Origin of the sequence: Citrobacter sp. Cpo012 (assembly GCF_030333015.1) — a bacterium.
Taxonomy (GTDB): domain Bacteria; phylum Pseudomonadota; class Gammaproteobacteria; order Enterobacterales; family Enterobacteriaceae; genus Citrobacter; species Citrobacter portucalensis.
The window spans coordinates 322,189-347,133 of sequence record NZ_JAOWGR010000037.1 but is presented as its reverse complement, the minus strand read 5'-3'; the positions used below and the strand labels follow the sequence as shown (position 1 = coordinate 347,133).

Annotated in this window: 27 protein-coding genes; 17 read left to right on the top strand and 10 right to left on the bottom strand. The window is 49.4% G+C overall.

The window, feature by feature from the left end:
• Window positions 1-169 precede the first annotated feature (169 nt).
• The 6 genes from msrP to OGX90_RS11560 all read left to right on the top strand — a co-directional run bounded on the left by msrP (window position 170) and on the right by OGX90_RS11560 (window position 4,961).
• Window positions 170-1,174 (top strand): protein-methionine-sulfoxide reductase catalytic subunit MsrP, encoded by a 1,005-nt coding sequence (msrP, locus tag OGX90_RS11580; protein ID WP_286623870.1) that lies wholly within the window; start codon window positions 170-172, stop codon window positions 1,172-1,174.
• The gene (gene msrQ / locus OGX90_RS11575) at window positions 1,175-1,801 is read left to right on the top strand and encodes a protein-methionine-sulfoxide reductase heme-binding subunit MsrQ (protein ID WP_286623867.1); all 627 of its coding nucleotides are present in this window, start codon (window positions 1,175-1,177) and stop codon (window positions 1,799-1,801) included.
• Window positions 1,802-1,848: 47 nt separating this feature from the next.
• The gene (locus OGX90_RS11570) at window positions 1,849-3,336 is read left to right on the top strand and encodes a carboxypeptidase M32 (RefSeq protein ID WP_286576759.1); all 1,488 of its coding nucleotides are present in this window, start codon (window positions 1,849-1,851) and stop codon (window positions 3,334-3,336) included.
• 137 nt (window positions 3,337-3,473) lie between these two features.
• Window positions 3,474-3,869, top strand: coding sequence for an acid resistance repetitive basic protein Asr (gene asr / locus OGX90_RS11565; protein WP_048214236.1), 396 nt, complete (start codon window positions 3,474-3,476; stop codon window positions 3,867-3,869).
• 86 nt (window positions 3,870-3,955) lie between these two features.
• On the top strand, window positions 3,956-4,039 hold the full coding sequence (gene ydgU / locus OGX90_RS23905) for a small membrane protein YdgU (RefSeq protein ID WP_049259791.1): 84 nt from the start codon (window positions 3,956-3,958) through the stop codon (window positions 4,037-4,039).
• Between the two features lie 100 nt (window positions 4,040-4,139).
• A complete protein-coding gene (locus OGX90_RS11560) occupies window positions 4,140-4,961 on the top strand; it encodes a trypsin-like serine peptidase (RefSeq protein ID WP_286623865.1) in 822 nt (273 codons plus the stop codon).
• A 34-nt stretch (window positions 4,962-4,995) separates the two neighbouring features.
• Here OGX90_RS11560 and mdtI read toward each other — a convergent pair whose 3' ends face one another.
• The 3 genes from mdtI to OGX90_RS23900 form a co-directional block, all read right to left on the bottom strand.
• On the bottom strand, window positions 4,996-5,325 hold the full coding sequence (gene mdtI, locus OGX90_RS11555) for a multidrug/spermidine efflux SMR transporter subunit MdtI (protein WP_003832870.1): 330 nt from the start codon (window positions 5,323-5,325) through the stop codon (window positions 4,996-4,998).
• Entirely contained in the window at window positions 5,312-5,677 is a 366-nt protein-coding gene (gene mdtJ / locus OGX90_RS11550; protein ID WP_162623449.1) for a multidrug/spermidine efflux SMR transporter subunit MdtJ, read from the bottom strand. Before mdtJ ends, mdtI begins: the two co-directional genes overlap by 14 nt.
• A 107-nt stretch (window positions 5,678-5,784) precedes the next feature.
• The gene (locus OGX90_RS23900; protein WP_087050578.1) at window positions 5,785-5,955 is read right to left on the bottom strand and encodes a protein YdgV; all 171 of its coding nucleotides are present in this window, start codon (window positions 5,953-5,955) and stop codon (window positions 5,785-5,787) included.
• 138 nt (window positions 5,956-6,093) lie between these two features.
• On the opposite strand from OGX90_RS23900, the gene OGX90_RS11545 reads away from it, so the two are divergent.
• A complete protein-coding gene (locus tag OGX90_RS11545; RefSeq protein ID WP_003832866.1) occupies window positions 6,094-7,128 on the top strand; it encodes an AI-2E family transporter in 1,035 nt (344 codons plus the stop codon).
• A gap of 31 nt (window positions 7,129-7,159) precedes the next feature.
• Here OGX90_RS11545 and OGX90_RS11540 read toward each other — a convergent pair whose 3' ends face one another.
• Window positions 7,160-8,356: a multidrug effflux MFS transporter gene (locus OGX90_RS11540; protein WP_286623863.1), complete on the bottom strand. Its 1,197-nt coding sequence runs from the start codon at window positions 8,354-8,356 to the stop codon at window positions 7,160-7,162.
• A 262-nt stretch (window positions 8,357-8,618) separates the two neighbouring features.
• On the opposite strand from OGX90_RS11540, the gene OGX90_RS11535 reads away from it, so the two are divergent.
• A complete protein-coding gene (locus OGX90_RS11535) occupies window positions 8,619-9,470 on the top strand; it encodes an aldo/keto reductase (protein WP_032943372.1) in 852 nt (283 codons plus the stop codon).
• Between the two features lie 42 nt (window positions 9,471-9,512).
• Here OGX90_RS11535 and pntB read toward each other — a convergent pair whose 3' ends face one another.
• Window positions 9,513-10,901, bottom strand: a complete 1,389-nt coding sequence (gene pntB / locus OGX90_RS11530; RefSeq protein WP_003832859.1) for a Re/Si-specific NAD(P)(+) transhydrogenase subunit beta — start codon at window positions 10,899-10,901, stop codon at window positions 9,513-9,515.
• 10 nt (window positions 10,902-10,911) lie between these two features.
• Window positions 10,912-12,441 (bottom strand): Re/Si-specific NAD(P)(+) transhydrogenase subunit alpha, encoded by a 1,530-nt coding sequence (pntA, locus tag OGX90_RS11525; protein WP_286623861.1) that lies wholly within the window; start codon window positions 12,439-12,441, stop codon window positions 10,912-10,914.
• Window positions 12,442-12,966: 525 nt separating this feature from the next.
• Between pntA and ydgH the strand changes: the two genes are divergently transcribed.
• The 6 genes from ydgH to folM all read left to right on the top strand — a co-directional run bounded on the left by ydgH (window position 12,967) and on the right by folM (window position 19,432).
• Window positions 12,967-13,911, top strand: a complete 945-nt coding sequence (gene ydgH / locus OGX90_RS11520; RefSeq protein WP_003832856.1) for a DUF1471 family protein YdgH — start codon at window positions 12,967-12,969, stop codon at window positions 13,909-13,911.
• Window positions 13,912-14,156: 245 nt separating this feature from the next.
• Window positions 14,157-15,539: an amino acid permease gene (locus OGX90_RS11515; protein WP_048214240.1), complete on the top strand. Its 1,383-nt coding sequence runs from the start codon at window positions 14,157-14,159 to the stop codon at window positions 15,537-15,539.
• 653 nt (window positions 15,540-16,192) lie between these two features.
• Window positions 16,193-17,338: a hypothetical protein gene (locus tag OGX90_RS11510; protein WP_167819913.1), complete on the top strand. Its 1,146-nt coding sequence runs from the start codon at window positions 16,193-16,195 to the stop codon at window positions 17,336-17,338.
• Window positions 17,339-17,383: 45 nt separating this feature from the next.
• Entirely contained in the window at window positions 17,384-17,911 is a 528-nt protein-coding gene (locus OGX90_RS11505) for a hypothetical protein (RefSeq protein WP_079933999.1), read from the top strand.
• A 53-nt stretch (window positions 17,912-17,964) separates the two neighbouring features.
• A complete protein-coding gene (locus tag OGX90_RS11500) occupies window positions 17,965-18,444 on the top strand; it encodes a hypothetical protein (protein WP_286573765.1) in 480 nt (159 codons plus the stop codon).
• 265 nt (window positions 18,445-18,709) lie between these two features.
• Window positions 18,710-19,432 (top strand): dihydromonapterin reductase, encoded by a 723-nt coding sequence (gene folM / locus OGX90_RS11495; RefSeq protein WP_128611546.1) that lies wholly within the window; start codon window positions 18,710-18,712, stop codon window positions 19,430-19,432.
• On the opposite strand, the gene OGX90_RS11490 is transcribed toward folM, so the two are convergent.
• Window positions 19,429-19,764 carry a GlpM family protein gene (locus OGX90_RS11490; protein WP_008784705.1) on the bottom strand — a complete coding sequence of 112 codons (336 nt, stop codon included), beginning with the start codon at window positions 19,762-19,764 and terminating at the stop codon, window positions 19,429-19,431. The two genes, folM and OGX90_RS11490, sit on opposite strands and share 4 nt — an antisense overlap.
• 117 nt (window positions 19,765-19,881) lie before the next feature.
• On the opposite strand from OGX90_RS11490, the gene rstA reads away from it, so the two are divergent.
• Window positions 19,882-20,625, top strand: a complete 744-nt coding sequence (rstA, locus tag OGX90_RS11485; RefSeq protein ID WP_003832842.1) for a two-component system response regulator RstA — start codon at window positions 19,882-19,884, stop codon at window positions 20,623-20,625.
• A gap of 66 nt (window positions 20,626-20,691) precedes the next feature.
• Here rstA and OGX90_RS11480 read toward each other — a convergent pair whose 3' ends face one another.
• Both OGX90_RS11480 and OGX90_RS11475 read right to left on the bottom strand, forming a co-directional pair.
• On the bottom strand, window positions 20,692-21,720 hold the full coding sequence (locus OGX90_RS11480; RefSeq protein ID WP_286623857.1) for a HoxN/HupN/NixA family nickel/cobalt transporter: 1,029 nt from the start codon (window positions 21,718-21,720) through the stop codon (window positions 20,692-20,694).
• A gap of 119 nt (window positions 21,721-21,839) precedes the next feature.
• Window positions 21,840-22,682, bottom strand: a complete 843-nt coding sequence (locus OGX90_RS11475) for an aminoglycoside phosphotransferase family protein (protein ID WP_286623853.1) — start codon at window positions 22,680-22,682, stop codon at window positions 21,840-21,842.
• Between the two features lie 189 nt (window positions 22,683-22,871).
• Here OGX90_RS11475 and OGX90_RS11470 point away from each other — a divergent pair, with 189 nt between their 5' ends.
• Window positions 22,872-23,663, top strand: a complete 792-nt coding sequence (locus OGX90_RS11470) for an MBL fold metallo-hydrolase (protein WP_250670954.1) — start codon at window positions 22,872-22,874, stop codon at window positions 23,661-23,663.
• 25 nt (window positions 23,664-23,688) lie between these two features.
• Here the strand turns inward: OGX90_RS11470 and OGX90_RS11465 are convergent, their stop codons facing one another.
• Window positions 23,689-24,033 carry a DUF1294 domain-containing protein gene (locus OGX90_RS11465; protein WP_032944411.1) on the bottom strand — a complete coding sequence of 115 codons (345 nt, stop codon included), beginning with the start codon at window positions 24,031-24,033 and terminating at the stop codon, window positions 23,689-23,691.
• 234 nt (window positions 24,034-24,267) lie between these two features.
• On the opposite strand from OGX90_RS11465, the gene OGX90_RS23835 reads away from it, so the two are divergent.
• Window positions 24,268-24,786, top strand: a complete 519-nt coding sequence (locus OGX90_RS23835) for a hypothetical protein (RefSeq protein ID WP_103014909.1) — start codon at window positions 24,268-24,270, stop codon at window positions 24,784-24,786.
• Window positions 24,787-24,945: the final 159 nt, after the last annotated feature.

Here is a 24,945-nt window from a genome sequence, read left to right as displayed (position 1 = left end):
CGTGCTGAAAGCTTACCTCAGGCAAGGGGCGGAAGTTATCACAAAATTTTTAACTTTTCGTGAGGATCCAGGGATACGCATGCGAGCAGTATGTCGTTACAGACACGTCAGACATCAACAGGGAAACGTCGCTTTGTTTTCCTTAACATGAAAATAAGAAGGAAAAGTCATGCTAAAAAAACGTCCACTTCGGGAAGCAGATGTTACAGCCGAGTCAGTATTTTTTATGCAACGACGACAGATCCTCAAAGCTCTAGGGATAGGTGCGGCTGCGGCCACGCTGTCCTCCCCTACACAGGCTAATTTGCTGGATTGGTTTAAAGGCAACGATCGTCCACCTGCACCCGCAGGCAAAGCGCTTGAGTTCACAAAGCCCGAACGCTGGCAAAACAGCCTGTCACTGACGCCAGAAGACAAGGTGACGGGCTACAACAATTTCTACGAATTTGGTCTGGATAAAGCCGATCCTGCCGCCAATGCCGGTAGCCTGAAAACCGATCCCTGGACGTTAACCATCAGCGGTGAGGTCAACAAACCTTTAACCTTGGATCATGATGCGCTGACCACACGCTTTCCATTAGAAGAGCGTATTTATCGGATGCGTTGCGTTGAGGCCTGGTCGATGGTTGTGCCGTGGGTGGGTTTTCCGTTGCATAAATTACTGGCGCTGGTTGAGCCAACCAGTCACGCCAGATACGTCGCTTTTGAAACACGCTACGCCCCTGATGAAATGCCGGGTCAGAAAGACCGCTTTATTGGCGGTGGGTTGAAATATCCCTATGTCGAAGGTCTTCGTTTGGATGAGGCTATGCACCCGCTCACACTTCTCACCTTAGGCGTATATGGCAAAGCATTGCCGCCGCAAAACGGGGCGCCGATACGCCTGACCGTACCCTGGAAATACGGCTTCAAGGGCATTAAATCGATAGTCAGTATCAAGCTGACGCGTGAGCAGCCACCGACGACCTGGAATATGTCTGCACCGAATGAATACGGTTTTTACGCTAACGTAAATCCGCAGGTGGATCACCCTCGCTGGTCTCAGGCTACTGAGCGTTTTATCGGTTCGGGTGGCATTCTCGATGTACAGCGACAGCCCACGTTACCTTTTAATGGTTATGCCGATGAGGTGGCATCGTTATATCAGGGCATGGATCTTCGGGAGTATTTTTAAGTGAGGTTGACTGCAAAACAGATAACCGGCCTGAAAGTGCTGCTGCATCTCGTCGGTTTTTTACCCCTGCTATGGCTCTTCTGGGCCGCGCAGCATGGCGGGTTGGGCGCCGACCCGGGAAAAGATATCCAGCACTTTACGGGCATTACCGCGCTGAAGTTTTTGCTGGTTACCCTGCTGGTATCGCCGCTTGCGCGCTATGCAAAGCAGCCTTTGTTGTTTCGTACCCGGCGGTTGTTAGGTTTATGGTGCTTTGCATGGGCCACACTGCATATAACCAGCTATGCTCTGCTGGAACTGGGTATACAAAACCTGGAATTGTTGGGTCGTGAACTGGTTTCACGCCCATGGCTAATGCTGGGTATGGCCGGTTGGATTATCTTATTCCTGTTGACGTTGACCTCGACACAAGCCGCTCAGCGTAAAATGGGCAAACGCTGGCAAACATTGCACAACTACGTCTACCTGGCCGCCATTTTGCTACCGCTGCATTATCTGTGGTCGGTAAAAGTGCTATCACCGCTCCCTATTATCTACGCCATCTGTTTTGTGGTTCTGCTGGCTTTTCGCTATAAAAAGCTGTTGCGGAAAACCGGGTACAAAGGTGTGTTTATGAAAAGTGAGTGAATCACGGTAAACTTCTTAACCACACCTAAACAGAACGAGAACAAAAAATGAGTAACAATGATAATTACCATCAGCTCACCCGCACGTTCCAGCGGCTCTCTCGCTTCTCCCACCTCTCGGCAATCGCCAGTTGGGACATGTTTACCATGATGCCGCCAGGAGGCAGTAAAGCCCGAGGCGAAGCGCTGGCCGAGCTGAGCGTGCTTGAGCACCAACTGTTAACCGATCCGAAAGTGGCAATGTGGATCGCCGCAGCGCAACAGGAAGATCTCAACGATGTAGAACAGGCGAACCTGCGCGAAATGTCGCGATTGCATCACCAGGCATCCTTGTTGCCCGAATCGTTGGTAGAAGCAAAATCTCTTGCGGGAAGCCGCTGTGAGCATGCCTGGCGTAGCCAGCGACCAGCTAATGACTGGGAAGGATTTTCCGATAACCTGAAAGAAGTTGTGAAGTACAGCCGCGAAGAAGCCCGACTGCGCGCAGAAGCTAAAGGTTGTTCGCCGTATGACGCGCTACTGGACATCTTTGAACCAGGAATGACCAGCGCTCAGTTGGATGTCCTTTTCGCAGACGTTAAAAGCTGGCTGCCCGATCTGCTAAACAAGGTGGTGGCAAAGCAGTCTCAGCAATCGCTCATCGCCCCGGTAGGTCCCTTCCCAACAGCTGTACAGCGAGAGCTGGGTCTTGAAACAATGGCACAGCTAGGTTTCGACTTTACCGCTGGTCGGCTGGATATCAGTGCACATCCTTTCTGTGGCGGCGTACCAGAAGATGTTCGCATTACCACCCGCTATGATGAAAACGAATTACTCAGCGCGCTGTTTGGCGTGATCCATGAAACCGGTCATGCGCGCTATGAGCAAAACCTGCCACGCAGCTGGTCTGGGCAACCTATTGCTCTGGCACGCTCAACCGCCATTCATGAGTCCCAGAGTCTGTTCTTTGAGATGCAACTGGGACGCAGTAAAGCCTTTCTGATGCGGTTGATTCCGGCTGTAACGCGCCACTTTGGCGATCAGGCAGCGTTTGAAGAAAGCAATTTCATCGCCTGGAACCAGCAGGTCAAACCCGGGTTTATCCGTGTTGATGCCGACGAGGTAAGCTATCCCGCTCACGTGATCCTGCGTTATGAAATCGAACGTGCGCTTATTAATGGCGATATTGAAGTGGATGATATCCCGGCATTGTGGAACGAGAAAATGCAGGCCTGGCTGGGGCTGTCAACGATCGGAAACTACCGTAACGGTTGTATGCAGGATATTCACTGGACTGACGGCGGCTTTGGCTACTTCCCTTCCTATACATTAGGCGCCATGTATGCAGCGCAGTTGTTCAGTGCCGCTAACCGCGCATTGCCTGATTTGAATCAGTCTATTGCCCAAGGTGAGTTCGGTGCTCTGTTTGAGTGGTTACGTCAGAACATCTGGCAGCATGGCAGCCGCTTTACTACTGAACAGCTTATTACCCAGGCGACCGGGGAGCCGCTCAGCAGCCGTTATTTCCGTTCTCATCTGGAATCCCGCTATTTGTAATCTCATACCGTGAGTCATTGTACATATCGTTACACGCCGAAACCAATGACTCACGGAAGCCCTGTGTTTACAGCGATATAGTTATTTCAACGGCCCCGCAGTGGGGTTGAATGAAAAACCAAATCGAGGGTATGAGAATGAAAAAAGTATTAGCTCTGGTTGTTGCCGCTGCTATGGGTCTGTCTTCTGCTGCTTTTGCTGCTGAAACAACTGCTACTACCGCTCCGACTGCTGCTGCAACCACCAAAGCAGCGCCGGCAAAAACCACGCATCATAAAAAACAGCACAAAGCAGCGCCGCAGAAAGCGCAGGCTGCCAAGAAACACGCTAAAAAATCCACCACTAAACCGGCTGTAGAACAAAAAGCGCCAGAGCAGAAAGCTCAGGCTGCTAAAAAACACACCAAAAAAGCAGCAACCAAGCCAGCAGCAGAACAAAAAGCACCAGAGCAGAAAGCTCAGGCCGCTAAAAAACACACCAAAAAAGCCGTAAAACACGACACCGCTAAACCAGCAGCTCAACCTGCAGCATAATGCATTTGTAGTCACTATGGCGTCCCCCACGCCATAGCATACGGCGCTAGATCAACCTGATGTAGCGCCGCCTTTCGGAGGGTAAAATGGTGTCACATTACCGCTTTGAGTTCATTCTTATTACTCTGATAATTTGCGCCCTCATTGCCATGCATTTTTATCTTTCCTGAGTGTAGTTATCTGATTTTACTCCCACTTTCTCGCCGTCCCGTCTATAGTATTAACTGAGGGTTTGCTGTTTATAATCATAATTCCCCACCAGAGTGTGATATGCATAAAACCATTGCTGTATTACTGGGCTCAATTTGTTTTTTTCCTGTTGTTGCGCATGCGGATCAGCCAGCAACGACCACCGCTGAAGCAGAAAGCATAAAAACGCTGTTTTTTGGTCATGACGATCGCACGAAAGTAACGGACCCAACGCAATCACCGTGGGACGCTATCGGACAACTGGAAACCGCCAATGGTAATCTGTGTACCGCCACGCTCATTTCACCGCATCTGGCCCTGACTGCCGGACACTGCTTGCTCGCTCCACCGAAAGGCAAACCGGATAAAGCCGTCGCGTTACGCTTTGTGTCGAAAAAGGGTGTCTGGCGCTATGAAATCCATGGAATCGAAGGACGGGTTGATCCCTCACTCGGTAAGCGTTTGAAAGCAGATGGCGATGGCTGGATTGTTCCGCCATCAGCAGCCCCGTGGGATTTTGGTCTGGTGCTGCTGCGTTACCCGCCTTCCGGAATCACGCCCCTACCATTATTTGAAGGTGATAAAGCGGCGTTAACCGCGGCGTTGAAAACCGCCGATCGCAAAGTCACACAGTCGGGCTATCCGGAAGATCATCTGGACGATTTGTACACCCATCAGGATTGCGTGGTGACCGGCTGGGCACAGAATACCGTCTTGTCGCACCAGTGCGACACGCTCCCGGGCGACAGCGGTTCACCGTTGATGCTGAAGACAGATTCAGGCTGGCAGTTGATTGGCGTACAAAGCTCCGCTCCGGCAGCGAAAGATCGCTGGCGAGCCGATAATCGCGCCATATCCGTGACCGGTTTTCGCGATAAGCTGGAAGAGTTGGCGCAGGAGTAACATATGCTGCCCGCATTAACGGGCAGCACGGATATCAGGCAAGTTTAATCATCACCATTCCGGCCAGCAGCAGCGCCACGCCGATCCAGCCTTTATTATTCAGGCGCTGACCAAACAACACCCAACCAGCCGCTAACGTCGCGGCAATCCCAAACCCGCCCCACAAAGCGTAGGCAACAGAAAGGTCAATACCTTTTACCGCCTGCGACAGCGCGCTAAAGGCCGCTAACACGGCAGCCAGCGACAGCACGCCATAAATTTTGCGGCGAAATCCATCAGAAAATTTCAAAAAGACGTTAGCGACTATTTCCAGCACGATGGCCATGCCAAGCCAGGCACCATGAACCCACTCAAACTGCTGCATGGGTCACCTCTTTGCTCGTTTTGGCAGGTTTTCGAGTACCAGACTTGATCAGCACAATGCCTAATACCAGCGAGACCAGTCCAGCCACTTTCATCGTGGACAAGGTTTCGTCAAATAACAACACACTAAACAGCGTAATAAATAAAATACCGATACCTTCCCACAAGGCATAGGCCACACCAAGGGCAATTTTTTTAACAGCGAAACTAAGAAAAATATATGATAAGGCGATCATTACCAGCATTAAAATAAAGCCTGAATTACCATGGCCAACGCTTGCCCATTTCATTGACAGCGTACCAGTAATTTCAGCCGCGATGGCCAGACCTAATAATATCCAGTAAAACATGATGCTTCTCCTGCTTGAGAATATAGTCCTTTAGGCCTACTGCATGCAGTAAACCAAAAAATAAAATTAGTTAGCTCAGCGCACAGCGCCAGCTCAGGCAGAAGAAGGGACTATAGCGCGTTGCGCCAGTGTTGCTCACCCGCAAGCAAGAAAGTGGAGGAGGTACGAAGAAGTGTAGGTAAACGCAAAAACATCCTGAACATATTGTCCATAATATTACAATTATCCGCAGTGTTGCTTCTCATCATCGCGGATGATAATTGTCCTCGGTAGTTAAACACAGATGATTTGTATCATAGCTTCAAGACGAACTCAAAGTCTTTTCACTTCTTTACCTGCCCCGTTTGATTTTTGTTATAACGGCTCGACGCAAATCACATTATTATGCAGATTCAAAAATGAAAAATGCGGGAATACACATGGCGAAACCGATCATCACGCTTAACGGTCTAAAAATAGTCATTATGCTGGGCATGCTGGTTATCATCCTGAGCGGTATTCGCTTTGCCGCAGATATCATCGTCCCCTTTATTCTGGCGTTATTTATAGCCGTTGTGCTCAATCCCGTGGTGCAGCGGATGGTCAAGCTTCGCATACCGCGCGTAATTGCGGTGTCATTGCTTATCGTTATTATTGTAATGTTAATGGTGCTGCTGTTGGCGTATTTAGGTACATCCTTAAATGAACTTGCGCGAACGCTACCGCAATATCGCTCTTCACTGGTTATCCCACTAAAAAATCTTGAACCATGGTTACAACGCGCAGGGATCGGCGTTTCCGTGGACGAGCTCGTCAAATATATCGATCCAAACGCGGCAATGACGCTGGTGACCAATTTACTGGCGCAGCTTTCAAATGCTATGTCATCGATATTTTTACTGCTACTGACGGTAGTTTTTATGCTGCTGGAAGTACCGCAACTGCCCAACAAACTCAAACAAATGATGAGTCGCCCCATTGAAGGTATGGCGGCGATTCAACGCGCCATCGACAGCGTCTCCCACTATCTGGTGCTTAAAACGGCAATCAGCATTGTGACCGGGTTGGTCGCCTGGGGCATGCTTGCTGCATTGGATGTGCGCTTTGCCTTTGTCTGGGGATTACTGGCCTTCGCCCTGAACTACATCCCTAATATCGGTTCTGTATTGGCGGCCATTCCCCCTATCGCTCAGGTGCTGGCATTCAGCGGTCTTTATGATGCGCTGGTGGTTCTGGCAGGCTATCTGGTCATCAACCTGGTATTCGGGAATATCCTCGAGCCGCGGATCATGGGCCGCGGGCTGGGGCTGTCCACGCTGGTAGTATTTCTGTCGTTAATCTTCTGGGGCTGGTTGCTCGGTCCCGTGGGGATGCTGCTTTCTGTGCCGCTGACCATCATCGTGAAAATCGCGCTTGAGCAAACCAACGGCGGTCAAAGTATTGCCGTACTACTTAGCGATCTGAACAAAGAATGAGTTTTCGCCCCGCCATTGCGGGGCATTTCCTTTATCGTTTCACGCGGAAAGCCAAAACGGCGCTTAACAGCGTAAATAGCGCTATTATCCACGCCATGGTCCAGGGCGAGCCATCACTGAAGGCGGCCAGCAGCAACGATGAGATAATACCGCTGCCATATTGCAACGCGCCAATCAGCGCCGAAGCTGAACCCGCAATGTTCGGTACCGCGTCCAACGCCGCGGCAGTCGACGTCGCGGCAATAATGCCATTCATCGAGAACAGCAGAAAAATGGAAACGATAATGGCAACAATTCCGCCTGACTCCAGCTTAACCAGCAGTGCAAGCGCCACTGCGGCCAGCGCCGCCAGCATCGTCGCATATTTCAGCAGTTGTTCCAGAGCATGTCGTTGAACCAGACGACGGTTAACCACGCTCATCGCCATAACACCGATAATGTTTAGCGCAAACAACCAGCCGTAATGCTGTGGATCAACATGGTAATAGCTAATATAAACAAACGGTGACCCGGTAATAAACGCGTACGCACCGACGTAATAAAACGTCAGGCTCAGGGTATAGCGCATAAAACGCCCATTCGTTAACAACGAGCGGTAATTACGAAATGCGCCAGCCAAAGAGGCTTTCACCCGTTTATCTTCCGGCAATGTTTCGGGCAGCCAGTTTAGGGAGATAAACATCAGCGCACCAATCACTACCAGTAGCCAAAAAATAGAGTGCCAAGTGCTCAGGCGAATAATTTGCCCGCCAATCAACGGTCCGGCGATTGGCGCAATCGCCATAACCAACACCAGGGTCGAGAGCATTTGCGCCGCACGAGTACGTGCAAAGAGATCGCGGATCATCGCTCGCGCCAGCATAGGTCCGGTACAGGCTCCAAGCGCCTGAAATACCCGCCAGAAAACAATTTGCGTGATACTTGTAGACAGCGCACACCCTGCGGAACCAATGATAAATAGCACCATGCCGATAAACAGCGGCTTGCGCCGTCCCATATGATCGCTAATCGGCCCCCAAATCAACTGTGCGATAGTAAAACCAATTAAGAAACCAGTAATCGTCAGCTCAACATTGCCATGTAAATCCTCGGCCATCGTCGGCATTGCTGGAAGATAAATATCGGTAGAAAGCGATGTAAAGGCCATCAGGCCACTGAGGATCAGAATAAAAGTAAGACCGGTCTGGCTTGCGGTAGTTACCGGTGAGGCATGTTCACGTGTACGCATAGTGCCCTGTCATGTTCTAAAAAGTCAGGTCGCAGTATATAGACAACGTATTGCCGTGATTAGACGGTTAAAACCGCATGAGTTTATGAACTGAGATCATGAATGGTGAAATCATATGCGTCATATTTTGTGACTGACTTCCAACAATTACCTTTCAGAAATGAATTCTACTCATAGGTCCATGCGAATTTCACAGACTAATCGTATCAACACAGATTTGCTAATCTGCAGCCAATGCAACGATGATGCTCAGGAGAACCCAATGAATACAACAGTTCTGAATAACGGTGTTGAGATGCCCCTGCTCGGATTTGGCGTTTATCAAATGACTGATGCCAGCGAATGTGAGCAAGCCGTACGGGATGCCATTGATACAGGATATCGCCTGATTGATACCGCTGCCTCCTACCAGAATGAAACTCAGGTCGGCAATGCACTTAAGCAAAGCGGAGTCCCCCGCGAGGCGCTTTTTGTGACTACCAAACTGTGGTTACAAGATACCAACTATGCAGGCGCAAAGGCGCAATTCGCACGTTCTCTGCAACGGCTTCAACTGGATTATATTGACCTTTATTTGATTCATCAGCCCTATGGCGATGTGCACGGTGCCTGGCGCGCGATGGAAGAATTATATGAAGAAGGGAAAATCCGCGCGATTGGCGTGAGTAACTTTCATCCGGATCGTCTGGCGGATTTAATCGCTTTCAACCGCATTATTCCAGCCGTTAACCAGATTGAGGTGAATCCTTTTCATCAGCAGCCGCATGCCGTGGCCTGGATGCAGAGCCGGAATATTCAACCGCAAGCCTGGGCACCGTTCGCTGAAGGACGCAATGACCTGTTTCAGAACCCGGTCTTAGCGGCTATTGGTGAAAAATATGGCAAAAGCGTTGGCCAAGTCGTGCTGCGTTGGATTTATCAACGTGGGATTATTTCGCTGGCGAAAACCGTGCGTAAAACGCGGATGGCCGAGAATATTCAGGTGCTGGACTTTGCCCTAACGGCGGAAGAGATGACGCAAATTGCCGCGATGGACAGCGGAACCAGCGCGTTCTTCTCGCATCGCGATCCGGCTCGTGTGGAATGGATCACCCAGCGTAAACTGGATGTATAAAAAAAACGGCCTCCGCAGAGGCCGTCTTACTTTTACTGGCAATTACAGCGCTTTCAGGATCGCATCCACGCTGGCTTTGGCATCGCCAAACAGCATATGGGTGTTATCTTTAAAGAACAGCGGGTTCTGCACACCTGCATAGCCGGTGTTCATTGAACGTTTGAACACAATTACGTTCTGTGCTTTCCACACTTCCAGCACCGGCATGCCGGCGATCGGGCTGCGCGGGTCATCCTGCGCCGCCGGGTTTACCGTGTCGTTGGCACCAATGACCAGCACGGTATCGGTATCGGCGAAATCATCGTTGATCTCATCCATTTCCAGCACGATGTCATAAGGTACTTTGGCTTCCGCCAGCAGCACGTTCATATGACCTGGCAAGCGCCCTGCTACCGGGTGAATACCAAAACGCACTTTGATGCCGCGCGCGCGAAGTTTCTCAGTGATTTCCGCGACCGGATACTGTGCCTGAGCCACTGCCATGCCGTAGCCCGGGGTGATTATCACGGAGTGCGAGTTCTTCAGCATTTCTGCTGTGTCTTCCGCAGTAATCTCACGATGTTCACCCACTTCTTCATCAGACCCGGTAGAAGAACCGTCAGAACCAAAGCCACCCGCAATAACGCTGAAAAATGAACGGTTCATCGCCTTACACATAATGTAAGACAGGATCGCACCAGAAGAACCGACCAGCGCACCGGTAACGATCAGCAGATCGTTGCTCAGCATGAAGCCCGCTGCCGCCGCCGCCCATCCTGAATAGGAGTTAAGCATTGACACGACAACCGGCATATCCGCACCGCCAATGGACGCCACCAGATGCCAGCCAAAGGCCAGTGCAATAATGGTCATCACCAGCAGTGCCAGAACCTGCAGGCCCACGCTTTCGGTACGAACAAACACCACCAGCAGCAGGAAAGAAACAACCAGCGCCGCCAGGTTCATTTTGTGACGATTCGGCAGCATCAGCGGTTTAGAGGAGATCTTGCCGCGCAGTTTGCCAAAGGCCACCACAGAACCGGTAAAGGTCACCGCACCGATGAAGATACCCAGGAACACTTCCGTCAGGTGAATGTTCACCAGAATCGGCTCCAGGCCCGTATCGTGATACAGGTAGCTGTTGAAACCCACCAGTACCGCAGCCAGACCAACGAAGCTGTGCAGAATTGCCACCAGCTCCGGCATCTCGGTCATTTCGACTTTCTTCGCCAGACGAATACCAATCGCGCCGCCGATGATCATCGCTACCAGGATCCACGCAACGTTGCCGGTATCCGGACCAAAAATCGTGGCAATCAGCGCAATCGCCATCCCGGCGATGCCGTAGTTGTTACCCTGCTGAGAGGTTTCGTGTTTCGAAAGCCCCGCCAGACTAAAAATAAACAGGATCGCGGCAACAATGTATGCAGCTGTAACTAATCCTCCAGACATATGTTACCCCTTAGTTTTTCCGGAACATTTTCAGCATGCGCTGAGTCACGGTGAAGCCACCGAAAATATTAATGCTGGCAATAAGCACCGCGATAAAGCTCAGGAAACTCACCCAGCCACCCTGGCCAATTTGCAATAACGCCCCAACCACGATAATCCCCGAGATGGCGTTAGTCACAGACATCAGCGGAGTATGCAACGCATGTGACACATTCCAGACCACGTAGTAACCCACCACGCAGGAAAGCGCGAACACCGTAAAGTGACCAAGGAACTCTTTCGGCGCGACGTCGGCGAGCCAGCCAAACAAAATCACTACCAGCGCCATCAGCGCATATTTGCGCCACGGAGAGACAGGTTTTTTCTCTTCTTTCGGCACAGGTGCGGCTTTTGGCGCTGCCTGCGGCTGAGCAGAAACCTGGATCGGCGGCGCAGGCCAGGTGATTTCACCATCACGAACCACCGTGACACCACGCACAACCACGTCGTCAAAATCGACAGTGATATTGCCGTCTTTCTCTTTGCACAACAGTTTGAGCAGGTTGACGAGGTTCGTGCCGTACAGCTGGGAAGATTGCGTTGGCAAACGGCCTGGCAGATCGGTATAGCCGATAACCTTCACCCCGTTCTCGGTGGTGGTCACCTGATTAGGCACGGTATATTCGCAGTTACCGCCGTTTTGCGCGGCAAGATCGACAATTACGCTGCCCGCTTTCATCGAATCGACCATTTCACGGGTGATCAGTTTCGGGGCCGGTTTGCCCGGAATCAGCGCTGTGGTAACGATAATGTCGACGTCTTTCGCCTGCGCAGCAAAGAGTTCCATTTCGGCTTTGATGAACGCTTCGGACATCACTTTGGCATAGCCATCGCCGCTGCCCGCTTCTTCTTTAAAGTCCAGTTCAAGGAACTCTGCGCCCATACTCTGCACTTGTTCCTTCACTTCCGGACGGGTATCAAAAGCGCGCACGATAGCGCCCAGGCTGTTTGCCGCACCGATCGCCGCAAGACCTGCCACACCGGCACCAATCACCATGACCTTGGCAGGTGGAACCTTGCCTGCGGCGGTGATCTGGCCGGTGAAGAAGCGACCGAATTCATGTGCAGCTTCAACAATAGCGCGATACCCGGCGATGTTCGCCATCGAGCTTAAGGCATCCAGCGACTGCGCGCGCGAAATACGCGGCACGGAGTCCATCGCCATGACCGTCACGTTGCGCTCTGCAAGTTTTTGCAGCAGCTCAGGGTTTTGCGCGGGCCAAAGAAAACTCACCAGCGTCGTGCCCGGATTGAGTAACGGAATTTCCGCCTCCCCCGGCGCATTGACCTTCAGGATGATCTCTGACTGCCAGACTGCATTTCCATCAACAATTTCTGCGCCTGCTTGTACAAACGCCTTATCGTCAAAACTCGCCAGTTGACCTGCACCGCTTTCAACCGCGACGCTGAAACCCAGTTTAAGCAGCTGCTCAACCGTCTTCGGCGTGGCTGCAACGCGGGTTTCATTGGTTAACCGTTCTCTTGGTATGCCAATTCGCATAATGTTCCCTTCCATCTGTAATTATGATGATGGTTTATCAATGTTCGCACGAGGCATGCGCGCACTCTCGAAAGAGGTCAGTGTTACCTCAATAAAATAAAACAGTAACAAACTCTGTATAACCTACTGAAAATGACGCCTGTGATCTAGCGCCAAAAAACAGTATTTATTATGAAATTCGCGAAATAGAGATGAATCGAACCTCAGACAGATAAAATGCCCTAAAAATAGCCCACAAAGGCTGATAATTCGCTCAAGCGAAGCGGCAAAACATGATTACCTACCTGCCAAAAACAATTAATTAACATTAAATTAACTTATGAAATTCAACTGCTTTATCAGTTTTGGTCACCAAACGCCGAAATTTTCGGCATATCACAAAATGTTATCGCTGTTGTTACCTAACGTGACACGATGAGTGAAAAATGACGCAGACACTGACACAATTTAAATGCAATAATCAGCGACGTTTCTAGTCAATAACAATACCAGTACCTGGTTTGCGCAAGGCGAAGGATTATTTTTATGAAGCTTAAGAACACTCTCCTGGCGTCCGCACTAATTTCTGCGACTGCTTTTTCTGTAAATGCAGCGACAGAATTGACGCCGGAGCAAGCGGCTGCCCTGAAACCCTATGACCGCATTGTGGTCACCGGTCGTTTTAATGCTATCGGTGATGCGGTTGCTGCCGTTTCGCGCCGTGCAGATAAAGACGGTGCAGCCTCCTTTTATGTTGTTGATACCTCAGATTTTGGCAGCGGCGGTAACTGGCGCGTTGTTGCCGACGTCTATAAAGCCGACGCTGAAAAAGCGGAAGCGTCAAAAAACCGTGTCATTAACGGCGTTATGGAATTGCCAAAAGATCAGGCCGTTCTGATAGAACCTTACGACACCGTTACAGTGCAAGGTTTCTACCGTAGCCAGCCTGAAGTAAACGATGCCATCACCAAAGCAGCGAAAGAGAAAGGTGCTTACTCCTTCTATATCGTGCGTCAGGTCGATGCTAACCAGGGCGGCAACCAGCGTATTACTGCATTCATCTATAAAGCTGATGCGAAAAAACGCATTGTACAAAGCCCTGATGCGATCCCAGCAGATTCAGATGCTGGTCGTGCCGCATTAGCAGCAGGTGGCGAAGCCGCGAAGAAAGTTGAGATCCCGGGCGTAGCAACTACCGCTTCTCCGAGTGCTGAAGTCGGCCGCTTCTTCGAAACGCAATCCACCAAAGGCGGACGTTACACTGTCACGCTACCGGATGGAACCAAAGTTGAGGAGCTGAACAAAGCGACCGCCGCCATGATGGTACCGTTCGACAGCATCAAGTTCACCGGTAACTACGGCAACATGACGGAAGTCTCTTATCAGGTAGCAAAACGCGCAGCGAAGAAAGGCGCGAAGTACTATCACATTACCCGCCAGTGGTCAGAACGTGGTAACAACGTGACGATCAGCGCCGATCTGTATAAGTAATACCCAATGCCTTATCAGGTCTACAGTCCTTGTAGACCTGATAATTTCGCGCAGTTCTGTTTCCAGACAAAACAAAAACAGCAGTATTAAGACAACTTTTCACACTATTAGTCACAAATCTCTCTATCCCCATTGCATGCATTCTCTTCTCTCCGTAAAATCCCGCGCCTTAGTGGCTTTCACCATTTTTATGCGGTTTGCCAAAATAATTATTCTCTCACTCTCATTTTTGTAACTGGATACAAATGGAAAAGAAATTGGGTCTGAGCGCACTGACCGCGCTGGTTTTAAGCTCAATGCTCGGCGCTGGCGTTTTCAGCCTGCCACAAAATATGGCGGCAGTAGCCAGCCCGGCTGCATTACTAATTGGTTGGGCGATTACCGGTGCGGGTATTCTTTTGCTCGCCTTTGCCATGCTGATCCTGACGCGTATCCGTCCTGAACTGGACGGCGGTATCTTCACCTATGCACGTGAAGGTTTCGGCGAGTTGATTGGCTTCTGCTCTGCGTGGGGATACTGGCTGTGCGCTGTTATCGCTAACGTTTCGTATCTGGTCATCGTCTTCTCTGCGCTCAGTTTCTTTACCGACACACCGGAATTACGTCTGTTCGGCGACGGTAATACCTGGCAGTCGATTGTCGGCGCATCGGTACTGTTATGGATAGTCCATTTTCTGGTGTTGCGGGGAGTACAAACCGCGGCCAGCATTAACCTGGTCGCTACTCTGGCAAAACTATTGCCGCTAGGCCTCTTTATCGTGCTGGCATTCATGCTGTTTAAGCTCGACACCTTTACTCTCGATTTTACCGGCGTCGCGTTGGGCGTGCCTGTCTGGGAGCAGGTCAAAAACACCATGCTCATCACCCTGTGGGTTTTCATTGGTGTGGAAGGCGCGGTGGTGGTATCTGCCCGCGCCAGAAATAAACGCGATGTTGGTCGCGCCACGCTGTTAGCTGTACTCGCCGCACTGGGCGTTTACCTGTTAGTCACCCTGCTATCCCTCGGCGTTGTCGCGCGGCCAGAACTGGCAGAGATCCGCAATCCATCAATGGCCGGTCTGATGGTTAAAATGATGGGGCCATGGGGCGAAATTATTATTGCCGCGGGTCTGATTGTTTCCGTGTGCGGTGCCTATTTAAGCTGGACGATTATGGCGGCGGAAGTGCCGTTCCTCGCCTCCACGCACAAAGCGTTTCCGCGTATTTTTGCGCGACAGAATGCACAGGGTGCGCCATCGGCATCGCTGTGGTTAACCAACATCTGTGTACAAATCTGCCTTGTGCTAATCTGGCTCACAGGCTCCGACTACAATACGTTACTGACAATCGCCTCAGAGATGATTCTGGTGCCCTATTTGCTGGTCGGCGCATTTCTGTTAAAAATTGCCACCCGTCCGATTCATAAGGCTGTCGGTATCGGCGCGAGTATTTATGGCATCTGGTTATTGTATGCGTCAGGTCCGATGCATCTGCTGCTGTCTGTGGTGTTATATGCGCCAGGGCTGTTGGTTTTCCTTTATGCCCGTAAAACGCACACGCATGAAAACGTATTAAAACGCCAGGAGATGGCGCTGATCGGCCTGCTGCTTGTTGCTGCTGTGCCAGCTACCTGGATGCTGATAGGCTAACGTTATACCCATCGCTGGCTTCGGAAAATATCAGACTATGAATATCCTGATAAAGGATTATCGGGATATCATGGTTAACGCTGATTAATCGAAAATAATCGCTCTCGCTCTCCCTTCATGCTTGCCCCCCACACTATTTGTTGCTGCGTGTGAAGCGCTTATCACGGCTCTCCAGATGATGACTCATCACAAGGTGTGATCCCCCTATTGAGTTCGAGTTATTCTTTCTACACTTCACAATCGCAAACTGCTTTACGGCGCAACAGTCAGTCACGATCACCTGCTTTATCTTCTTATGAATCACAACATAACATACAGAAACACATCATAACCTTCTCAATTCTTTGTTCACTTTTCATATTGATAAAAGATAAAAAAGAAACACTTAACGAACACATACACATCATAATATATGGATAAATAAAAGAACAATTAATCATCACACAATTAACTATTTGTGCTTTATCTTGTGTTGAGTTTATCATGCAGTTGTGTTGGTATTTGTGTTTGATGATAATGCAACCCGTGCGCTGGTCCCACCAGCTACACTCCCCTCGTCAATTATGTCGGAAATAAAAAAGGTTTATTAATAGCTGCTACTGCATCGATTAATTATGTAATCGGCAGTATTTAGTCATTGAGGGACAAACAAAATGAGAAATAAAGAATTAATGATGACACCCCCTATTAATCCTAAATGGAGTATTAAAATGTTTAAGAAATCAGTGGTTGCAGTATTAATAGTTCTTCCAATGTCTGCTTTTGCTCATGGTCACGGTGGCCATGGAGGTATGGGCGGTCACAATTTTGGTGGCCATGGCCATGGTGGTAACATTGGTCATGCTTTTAGTGGTCATTCGTTTGGTGGTCACTTTGCGGAGCGCATGAATGCAGGTGGTGGCTTCACAGGATTCTCTAAAGGCTCCATCAATATGAGCGATCACCCCATTGCAGATAACACGACACGTTCCATCAGTGTGAAAGATGGTGTCGTTACTAAAAACATTGCCTACAACGGTGTTAATGAACAATATTCTGCGACAACCACAATCAGTCAAGAAACAGGTGTGGTTCGTACCTCAACAGTTACTCGTGATGGTGTGACCAAAACAGCATCAACTGTTGTGTCGCCTGAAATGCGTTCCCACACCGTTGACGTGACGAACGGTGATGTAACGCATTTCTCCGACCATAGCTATGTTGAAGGCGTTGGCGGCCTGTCGATTCACGGCACTAAAGAAGGTGATGAAGCTATTGGTACAGTCACTGCATACAACGATGTATCCAACGCAGTGAAAACTACCCACGCGCTCAAAAACGCTGACCTGACTCGTGTAGCATCAACAGTGATTGCACCAACCATGCGTACTCATAATGTTATGGTGAAAGAAGGTGATCTCACAATCACTCACCTTCGTGGTTATGTTGGCAATGAGACTGTTGGGTATGGTTTCTCTAAGGGCGTAGCTAAAGAAGATGGTTATGCAATCGAAACTTCAGTCAACTCACTTGGCATAGCAACTGTTGGTGCATATGGCCCTAGTCACTATGCTGAGAAGGCAGAAAATCTGAAAACGGGTGAAGTGAAAACAATCACCGATATCACTCCGCCACAACCACAACCAACTCCAGTTGTCGTACACGTTGTACCCGTAACTCCTCTGACTCCTGCGACGCCTGTGAATCCTCCTGTCGTGGTTCACGTTGTTCCAGCATCAACGATTACCCCAGCCACACCAGCGACTACCGTGTATAACGATAAACTCGGTGATAGTGTCATCTTGTATTGGAATATCTAAACTAAATGAGGCTGGAGCAATCCAGCCTTTTTAGAGGAAATAATTATGTCAGTTTTAACAGCAGCAGATTTTCTAAAACTTATTGATCTTGAACCATTCAAGAAGCCAAACAATGAAGCAGGTGTCTCTGTTCAGCGTGGTATTGAATTAGAAAAGCTACGCCTTGCTGTAAAAGAAGGTCATGTAAATCTCCGTTTTTTCCTCAAATGGTTAAATGCATCTGCTGGTTGCCGTTTACAAGAACGATGGTTAAACAAGTTTTTCGCCGATGATCTCGGAGAAATTCCCGCACGATTTCAGCAGTCCCCCAGTAAGAGCACAGAAGAAAAGCTAAAGGAAGAAGTTGCCCGTCTCACAGCGGAACTGAGAGCATCACAGCAACAAAATCAGGTTATTGCTTCTATCGCTTCTGAGGACAATCAGAAAGCCATTTTTGCGGGTATCGTCGAACGTATCGAAGAAGAATCACAAGCTGAACTAAAAGCCTTTGCAGAGAAGGCAGCAACACGGGCAAAACAGAAAGCAATAGAGATGATGATGGCTATCTTTCCTAATTGGAAGCCATCAGATTGAACACAAGAGGCTGTGTGTATTATCATGCTTCCTTAATCATTTAAGGGTAGACAATGAAGAACGTAAATCTGATCTTACTCGGAGACAGCACACAGCCACAAGAACGCCGAATGAAAGAAGCGTTAAAGATAAGCAAGGACGTAAAACCTGCCGCTGTGTTAGATGCTGTGAAAGAGGCGTATGAAGGCACAGGCAAGAAACCTAAGCTGAACTATGCACAACTATCACGATGGAGAAAAGGTTTAACCTTCTATCGTTCACCACCGCCAGAAGACGCTATAGATCAGTATTCAGATTTATTTTCCCCACTCTACCAACTCTTAGAGAATCCGGTGATTGTTGCTTCTATCGACATATCAGAATTTGAACAGAGATTGAAGATTCAGATTAAAGAACGAGAACAAAGATTGATTGAAGCAAGAAGGCTTGAAGCCGCTCGTATTATGCAAGAAGCAGAAGAAAGAGATCACAGAAAGTTCACAGAAGAATTCAATAAAATAATGGATAAACTGAGAGAGCTTAGGAAAACGTAGCTACAATGGGGAGCCTGTTTTCTGGTTCCCTTTTTTAATGACTAATCATTCTATTACGTTAATCCCCCTCTCTCTATTACTCCTTCAACCATAGCCCGACTAAAATGTGCTCACCGCTAAATCAGGATGCTGTAACAAACCCCAACAACTTTATTCCTGTGTGCTACTGTGTACAAATGAGTTTGCACTGATCACCAATGTTTCATACACCACTTACACCCTTTCTCTTATAAGATGCTGTTTTTAACGGAGCCTGAGTATAACAATGGGTAAAAAACCTCCTTTGCCAATTCTTATCACCGGAGGTGGTCGTCGTATCGGCCTCGCCGTCGCATGGCACTTTCTGAACCAAAAACAGCCAGTTATCGTCAGCTACCGAACTCACTATCCTGCCATTGACGGCCTGCGAGAAGCGGGCGCGATTTGTATCCCGGCTGACTTTTCCACGGATGAAGGCGTACTGGCCTTTGCTGAGGAGGTCAAAGCGCAGACGGATGGCTTGCGCGCCATTGTGCATAATGCCAGCGCCTGGGTCGCCGAAAAACCCGGCACACCGCTTAGCGAAGTACTGTCACGTATGATGCAGATCCACGTCAATACGCCCTACCTGCTCAACCACGCGCTGGAAGGATTGCTACGCGGTCATGGGCACGCAGCCAGCGACATCATCCATTTCACGGATTATGTTGTGGAGCGTGGCAGCGACAAGCACATTGCTTATGCTGCCAGCAAAGCGGCGCTGGATAATATGACCCGTTCGTTCGCGCGCAAACTGGCACCGGAAGTGAAAGTGAACGCGATTGCCCCCTCACTTATCCTGTTTAACGAGGGCGACGATGCAGAGTATCGCCAGCAGGCACTAAACAAATCACTGATGAAAACCGCGCCTGGTGAAAAAGAGGTCATTGATTTAATTGACTATCTACTAACCAGTTGTTTTGTCACCGGACGTAGTTTTGCCCTTGATGGCGGGCGTCATCTACGTTAGTGCAGTTTGATCCAACAAAAGATCAGCAACCACGCGCTCAGGCTCCAGCACACTACTGCACCGCCGAGCGCGATGGGTAAGCGCATAAACCCGGTGAAATACCACAGTGAAACAAGGTAGACAAAATAGGGAATAATCGACCACATACTGAATACAATGGTTGTACGTAACGCCTCGATCCCACGCTCACTGGCCACGATGTAGTGGGCAATCAACGCAAACGTCGGGAACAGTGGAATTAATCCAGCAATATAGTAATTCTTTGTTTTCGCCAGCAAACCTATCAACACCACCACCAGCGCACCGAGCGCCGCTTTTATAACGAGTCCCATCACTCTGCCTTAACACATCAATAACATCAGCCTCTAGCATAACGGAAGCGTTCTTGTTTAGAAAAGATTAATGGAAGGAAAAACCAGGGCGGTGTATGTTGGCGTTTTATATTCAAAATGAATGATATGAACACCATCGTATTTGTTGAAGATGATCCCGAAGTTGGCTCACTGATTGCAGCCTATCTGGCCCGGCATGATATTGAGGTTATCCTTGAACCTCGTGGTGATTTGGCCGAGGAGAAAATCCTGCACGTTCAACCCGATCTGGTGTTATTAGATATCATGCTGCCGGGCAAAGACGGGATGACTATCTGCCGCGATTTACGCGGACGCTGGCAAGGCCCGATTGTTCTGCTCACCTCGCTGGACAGCGACATGAACCATATCCTGGCGCTGGAAATGGGCGCCTGTGACTACATCCTGAAGACAACGCCGCCAGCTGTGCTGCTGGCTCGCCTGCGCCTGCACCTGCGCCAGAATGAACACTCAGCACAGTCTAAAGGCATTCAAGCGGCAACCATCACACCGCACACAACGCTGCGCTTTGGCACACTCACAATCGATCCCACCAACCGCTCCGTGCTGCTCGGCGGCGAGCAAATCTCTCTTTCTACCGCTGATTTTGAATTACTGTGGGAGTTGGCAACCCATGCCGGGCAGATTATGGACCGTGATGCGTTGCTAAAAAACCTGCGTGGCGTAAGTTATGACGGCATGGATCGCAGTGTCGATGTCGCGATTTCCCGCTTACGCAAAAAACTGCTCGATAACGCGACTGAACCCTATCGAATCAAAACGGTACGCAACAAAGGTTATCTGTTCGCACCGCACGCCTGGGACGACGAGCCGCAGAAGTAATCCAACCGGGCCGGTCACTTTGATCGGCCCTCTTAATTACCTGGCGTTACACTGTCACATTGATAGCTAACTAAACGTCAGTCCGTCGTATTTTTTCCAACGGTAGTTTACGGCGGAGATAATCCAACAGCCGATAAAGACGCCAATAATCGCAAAACCGACATTCCCCATATGGTCACTCAAATTGCTGACGGTATCCCACAAACCACCCTGAAGCGAAAACGCGTCAGAGAGAAGTCCCAGCGCCTCCAGCCCGCCAATAAATAGCGCAACAATCACGGAAGTCCCGGTAATGGTCATATTGTAATAGAGTTTACGTTGCGGCTTATTAAACGCCCATCCGTAGGCTTCAACCATCAGAATACTGTCGAGACAATCAATTAACGCCATACCGCAGGTAAACAGCGCCGGGAACACGAGAATTGACCAAATCGACATGCCGCTGGACGCGCTTGAAGCAGAAATTCCCAGCAGAGAAATTTCAGTGGCGGTATCAAAACCCAGACCAAACAGAAAGCCGACAAAATACATATGCCAGTCTTTACCTACCAGCCGAAACGCTGAGCGGAAAAGCCAGTTTAGAGGGCCTGAAACTGTAATGTCTTCCGTGGTGCCATCGTAAGTACCGGTGCGTTTAAGATGGCGGAATGCCTTCCAGACCTGGCAGAAAATAATGAGATTGATAGTAGCCAGAATCAGCAAAAATACGGCAGAAACCGTAGTTCCTATCAGACCACCGACATTCTGAAACCATGCCATATGTAGCTTAAACACGCTGGTAGTTAACGCAATGCCAATGCTGGCCAGCACCACAATGGTAGAGTGTCCCAGAGAAAACCAGGCCCCCGTTGTCAGGGCACGTTTTTTCTGCTGCATGAGTTTACGCGTCGCGCTGTCTATCGCGGCGATATGATCGGCATCAACGGCATGGCGCAAACCATAGCACCACGCAATCAGACTCAGTGCCAGTAAGGAAGTATTGTTGCTAAACGCGGTGAAAGCCCACAGCCACGCTACGATGTTTGCCCCGATGAGTAAGACCATCAACAAAAGAATATTCGGGCGTTTTTTTAATAATGAAAACAATGCGTTCATTGTTTCCGGCCTGTCAAATTTTCGCTCAACAACACACCACACCGCCGTTCATTGATTGATTAATACACGTTTACCAGGCTAATGATAACTCTTAAGAATTACTAACCCAGTGTCGTAGATCAAAATTGATTACCACCTGAAGCAAGTTCTACCATCGCTAGCTCCGCAATACGCAGAGGTACCGTTGCGCTGTCACCCTCTTGCAGAAACCAAACGGACGACAACCCACACCAGGCAACAATCCACATCAGTAAACGCTGCCGTTCAATTCTGGCGATTTCAGACACAATGTTGACTCGTTGCGTGAATATTTCCGGCTCAATGGCGACAGGTCTGGTAGGTTCGGCAAGATCGGGGTTAGTAAAGATATTGGCATAATCAAAGCCACGCTCGCCCACCAGCCCTTTGGGATCGATAGCCAGCCATCCTCTCGTTCCGAAATCAAGAATATTGCCGTGGTGTAGATCGCCATGTAATACGACTTCATCATGGGGTGAAGATAGCAGTACATTTGCCACCGCAGCACAACGCGTCAGGGTACCGCCATGCTTTTTCGCGGCTGGAGCCAGATCGCGAAACCAATGGTGCAGAGGTGTTAACGCAGGCGTAGACGCATTTCGGGAGAGATGGAGTCTACTGGCAGCATGGCAAATAATGCGACAGGCCTGCGCATCGTTGCCAGTCCAGGACATGTCCGCTAAAGACCATGTCTCTGTCGCACGTTCCAGCAGAATCGCCCCTGCTGCATGAGCAAGTACTTTCGCTGCGCCATTTCCGTTCCACCAGACCATGAGTTCACAGCCGATCCGTTCACTGTCATCATCGGTGATCTTTAGTATGGCTTTCTGCCCGTCCTTGACCACCACCACAGGCAAAAGCTGCGATGTGTGCGTTTCAAACGGTTCACCATCTGGAGTGAGCCCCCAACGGTTGAGCCAGGTGTTGAACTGACGATTTTCCAAACAATATCCTCATTTTTCTCTGGAAGATGGTAATCAAAAGGATCCGTGTCGGCATTATTCCTGTTTTCTTTTGGTTGAGCCACAACCCCCACTTCCATCATCACTGACTTATCGGGTAGAGCACTAACAGGCACATCCTTGTGTATCTGTGTGCCATGCTGACTGTGTTCGGTATATGAGGAGGACACGATGATCACGTTATGCAAAACCTGTGGAACATCCTATGAGGTAACTGGCGCCCATCCGGAACATTGCGATATCTGCCTGGATGAACGTCAATATGTCCCCACAAGCGGGCAGAAATGGATCGATTTTGACACCCTGTGTGCATCGCATACAAATAAGTGGAAGCAACACGACAGTACCCTCCTCAGCATCCGCACCGTTCCTGATTTTGCAATTGATCAGCGCGCGTTTCTTGTGCGTACCCCAGAAGGAAATATTCTGTGGGACTGCATTGCCACGCTCGACGATGCCACAAAAACGCTAATAACGTCCCTTGGCGGCCTTAAGGCTATCGCGATTTCGCATCCTCATTACTACACCACCATGCAGGACTGGGCTGCGGAATTTAACGCGCCGATTTACCTTCATACCAGCGACAGAAGGTGGGTAATGCGTGACAGCCCCTGGATTAGATTCTGGGATGGCGACACCATTGAGTTAACCCGTGACGTCACGATGATACGTCTCGGCGGGCACTTTGCTGGCGGCTGCGTCCTGCACTGGGCGCGTGACGAAGGCGTGGTGCTTTCTGGCGACATCGTTCAAGTTACACCAGGTGCCCATGCAGTCTCATTTATGTGGAGCTACCCCAATATGCTACCGTTGCCAGCCGCCACCGTCAGCGACATCATCCAACGCCTGAGAACAGTGAAATTTAAGCAACTTTACGGCGCATTTGAAGGAAAAGATATTACGCAAAATGCCGATGAAATTGTGCGCCGTTCAGGTGAAAAATATATTTCCTGCCTCAAATAAACCGCAGTTTATTCACCAACCATGCTCAGGAAGGTAAAAATGGATAGAACTTATAAATCACGCCCATCACAGAAACACTCACTATCACACTGATAATGAAGTAGGTTTTGAAAGGCTGCTTTTGTGTTTTATGGCGAAAGATTTGTTGACCCGCTATCGCGCCGCCCCATCCGCCCACAACGCCAAACACCAGCAATGTGGATTCCGGCACTCTGCGCCAGTCCTTGCGTGCCGCCATTTTGTCCACGCCGTATAACAGCAGCGTCAGAACGTTGGCGAGTAGAAACCATATAACAAGAGGATAAGCGGTGAAAATGCAGCCGACCGCTGCGAAAATGAGTAGCGAATAACAACAGCGATTGAGATTCATATTTTCAGTCACAGCACTTTTCAGGAAGTATCGGCACGCATTATACGCAAGGTCAGTCATCCCTGCCACGGGTGAGAATATCCCTTTTATTATTATGCCTATATCCCCAAAGATAGCGCAAATTCTCTGGTCTGCGGCGTACCTAACAATTCAAACAAGAGAGCCGTTTTCATTATTCAAAACAAATGGTAATTTATTAAACCCAAATGGAGAAATTGTTCTGGAGTCACAAGGATGAGAAAATACTCATATCCATATTTGTTTTTTGTTACCGTCTCATCTCTCGGCGCAATATTTCTCTTTTACTGGTGGAAGGTAACGATTTACAGAGCGACATTTCTCTACCCGCTCACATCCAAATACCTCATGCTTATTTCTCTGGCAGTGTCATTGTTAATTACCTTATTTCTGGTAGGTAATGGGATAATGAAAAAAAGTCCCTTCCAAACCTATCTGAAATTATTTGGTGGCATCAGCATTGCCATGGTGCTGTTTTCAGTGATCATGGTTATGGCGATAACCTGGTTCATTCCGGGTGTCCCCTCGTCCTATACCGCCACATACGTCTATGCTACAGGAAGTTCTAAAAGCTGTTCGGGGGCTGATGTTGACGATCCGGATCTCGGGACTAACATAAGAATTTGCTATCCCGAAGGTAACTACGAATATAACAACACCATCTACGTTGAGAAACGAAGTAACCTTTTAGGTGCGGTCGTGACATACGCCAGAACAACCCCATCCCGATTTTGATTAACTTACAGCGTAGAAAGCAATGCGTGATCCAGCGAAAGGTCATTCCGCGCCCGTAGGAGCCATAAGAATGCAGAAAAGAGATATACAGTGTACTCTGCGTGGACAAGCACGCCGGATGGTGATCGGAGAACCTTTCTGAACCCACGCATCGGCGGA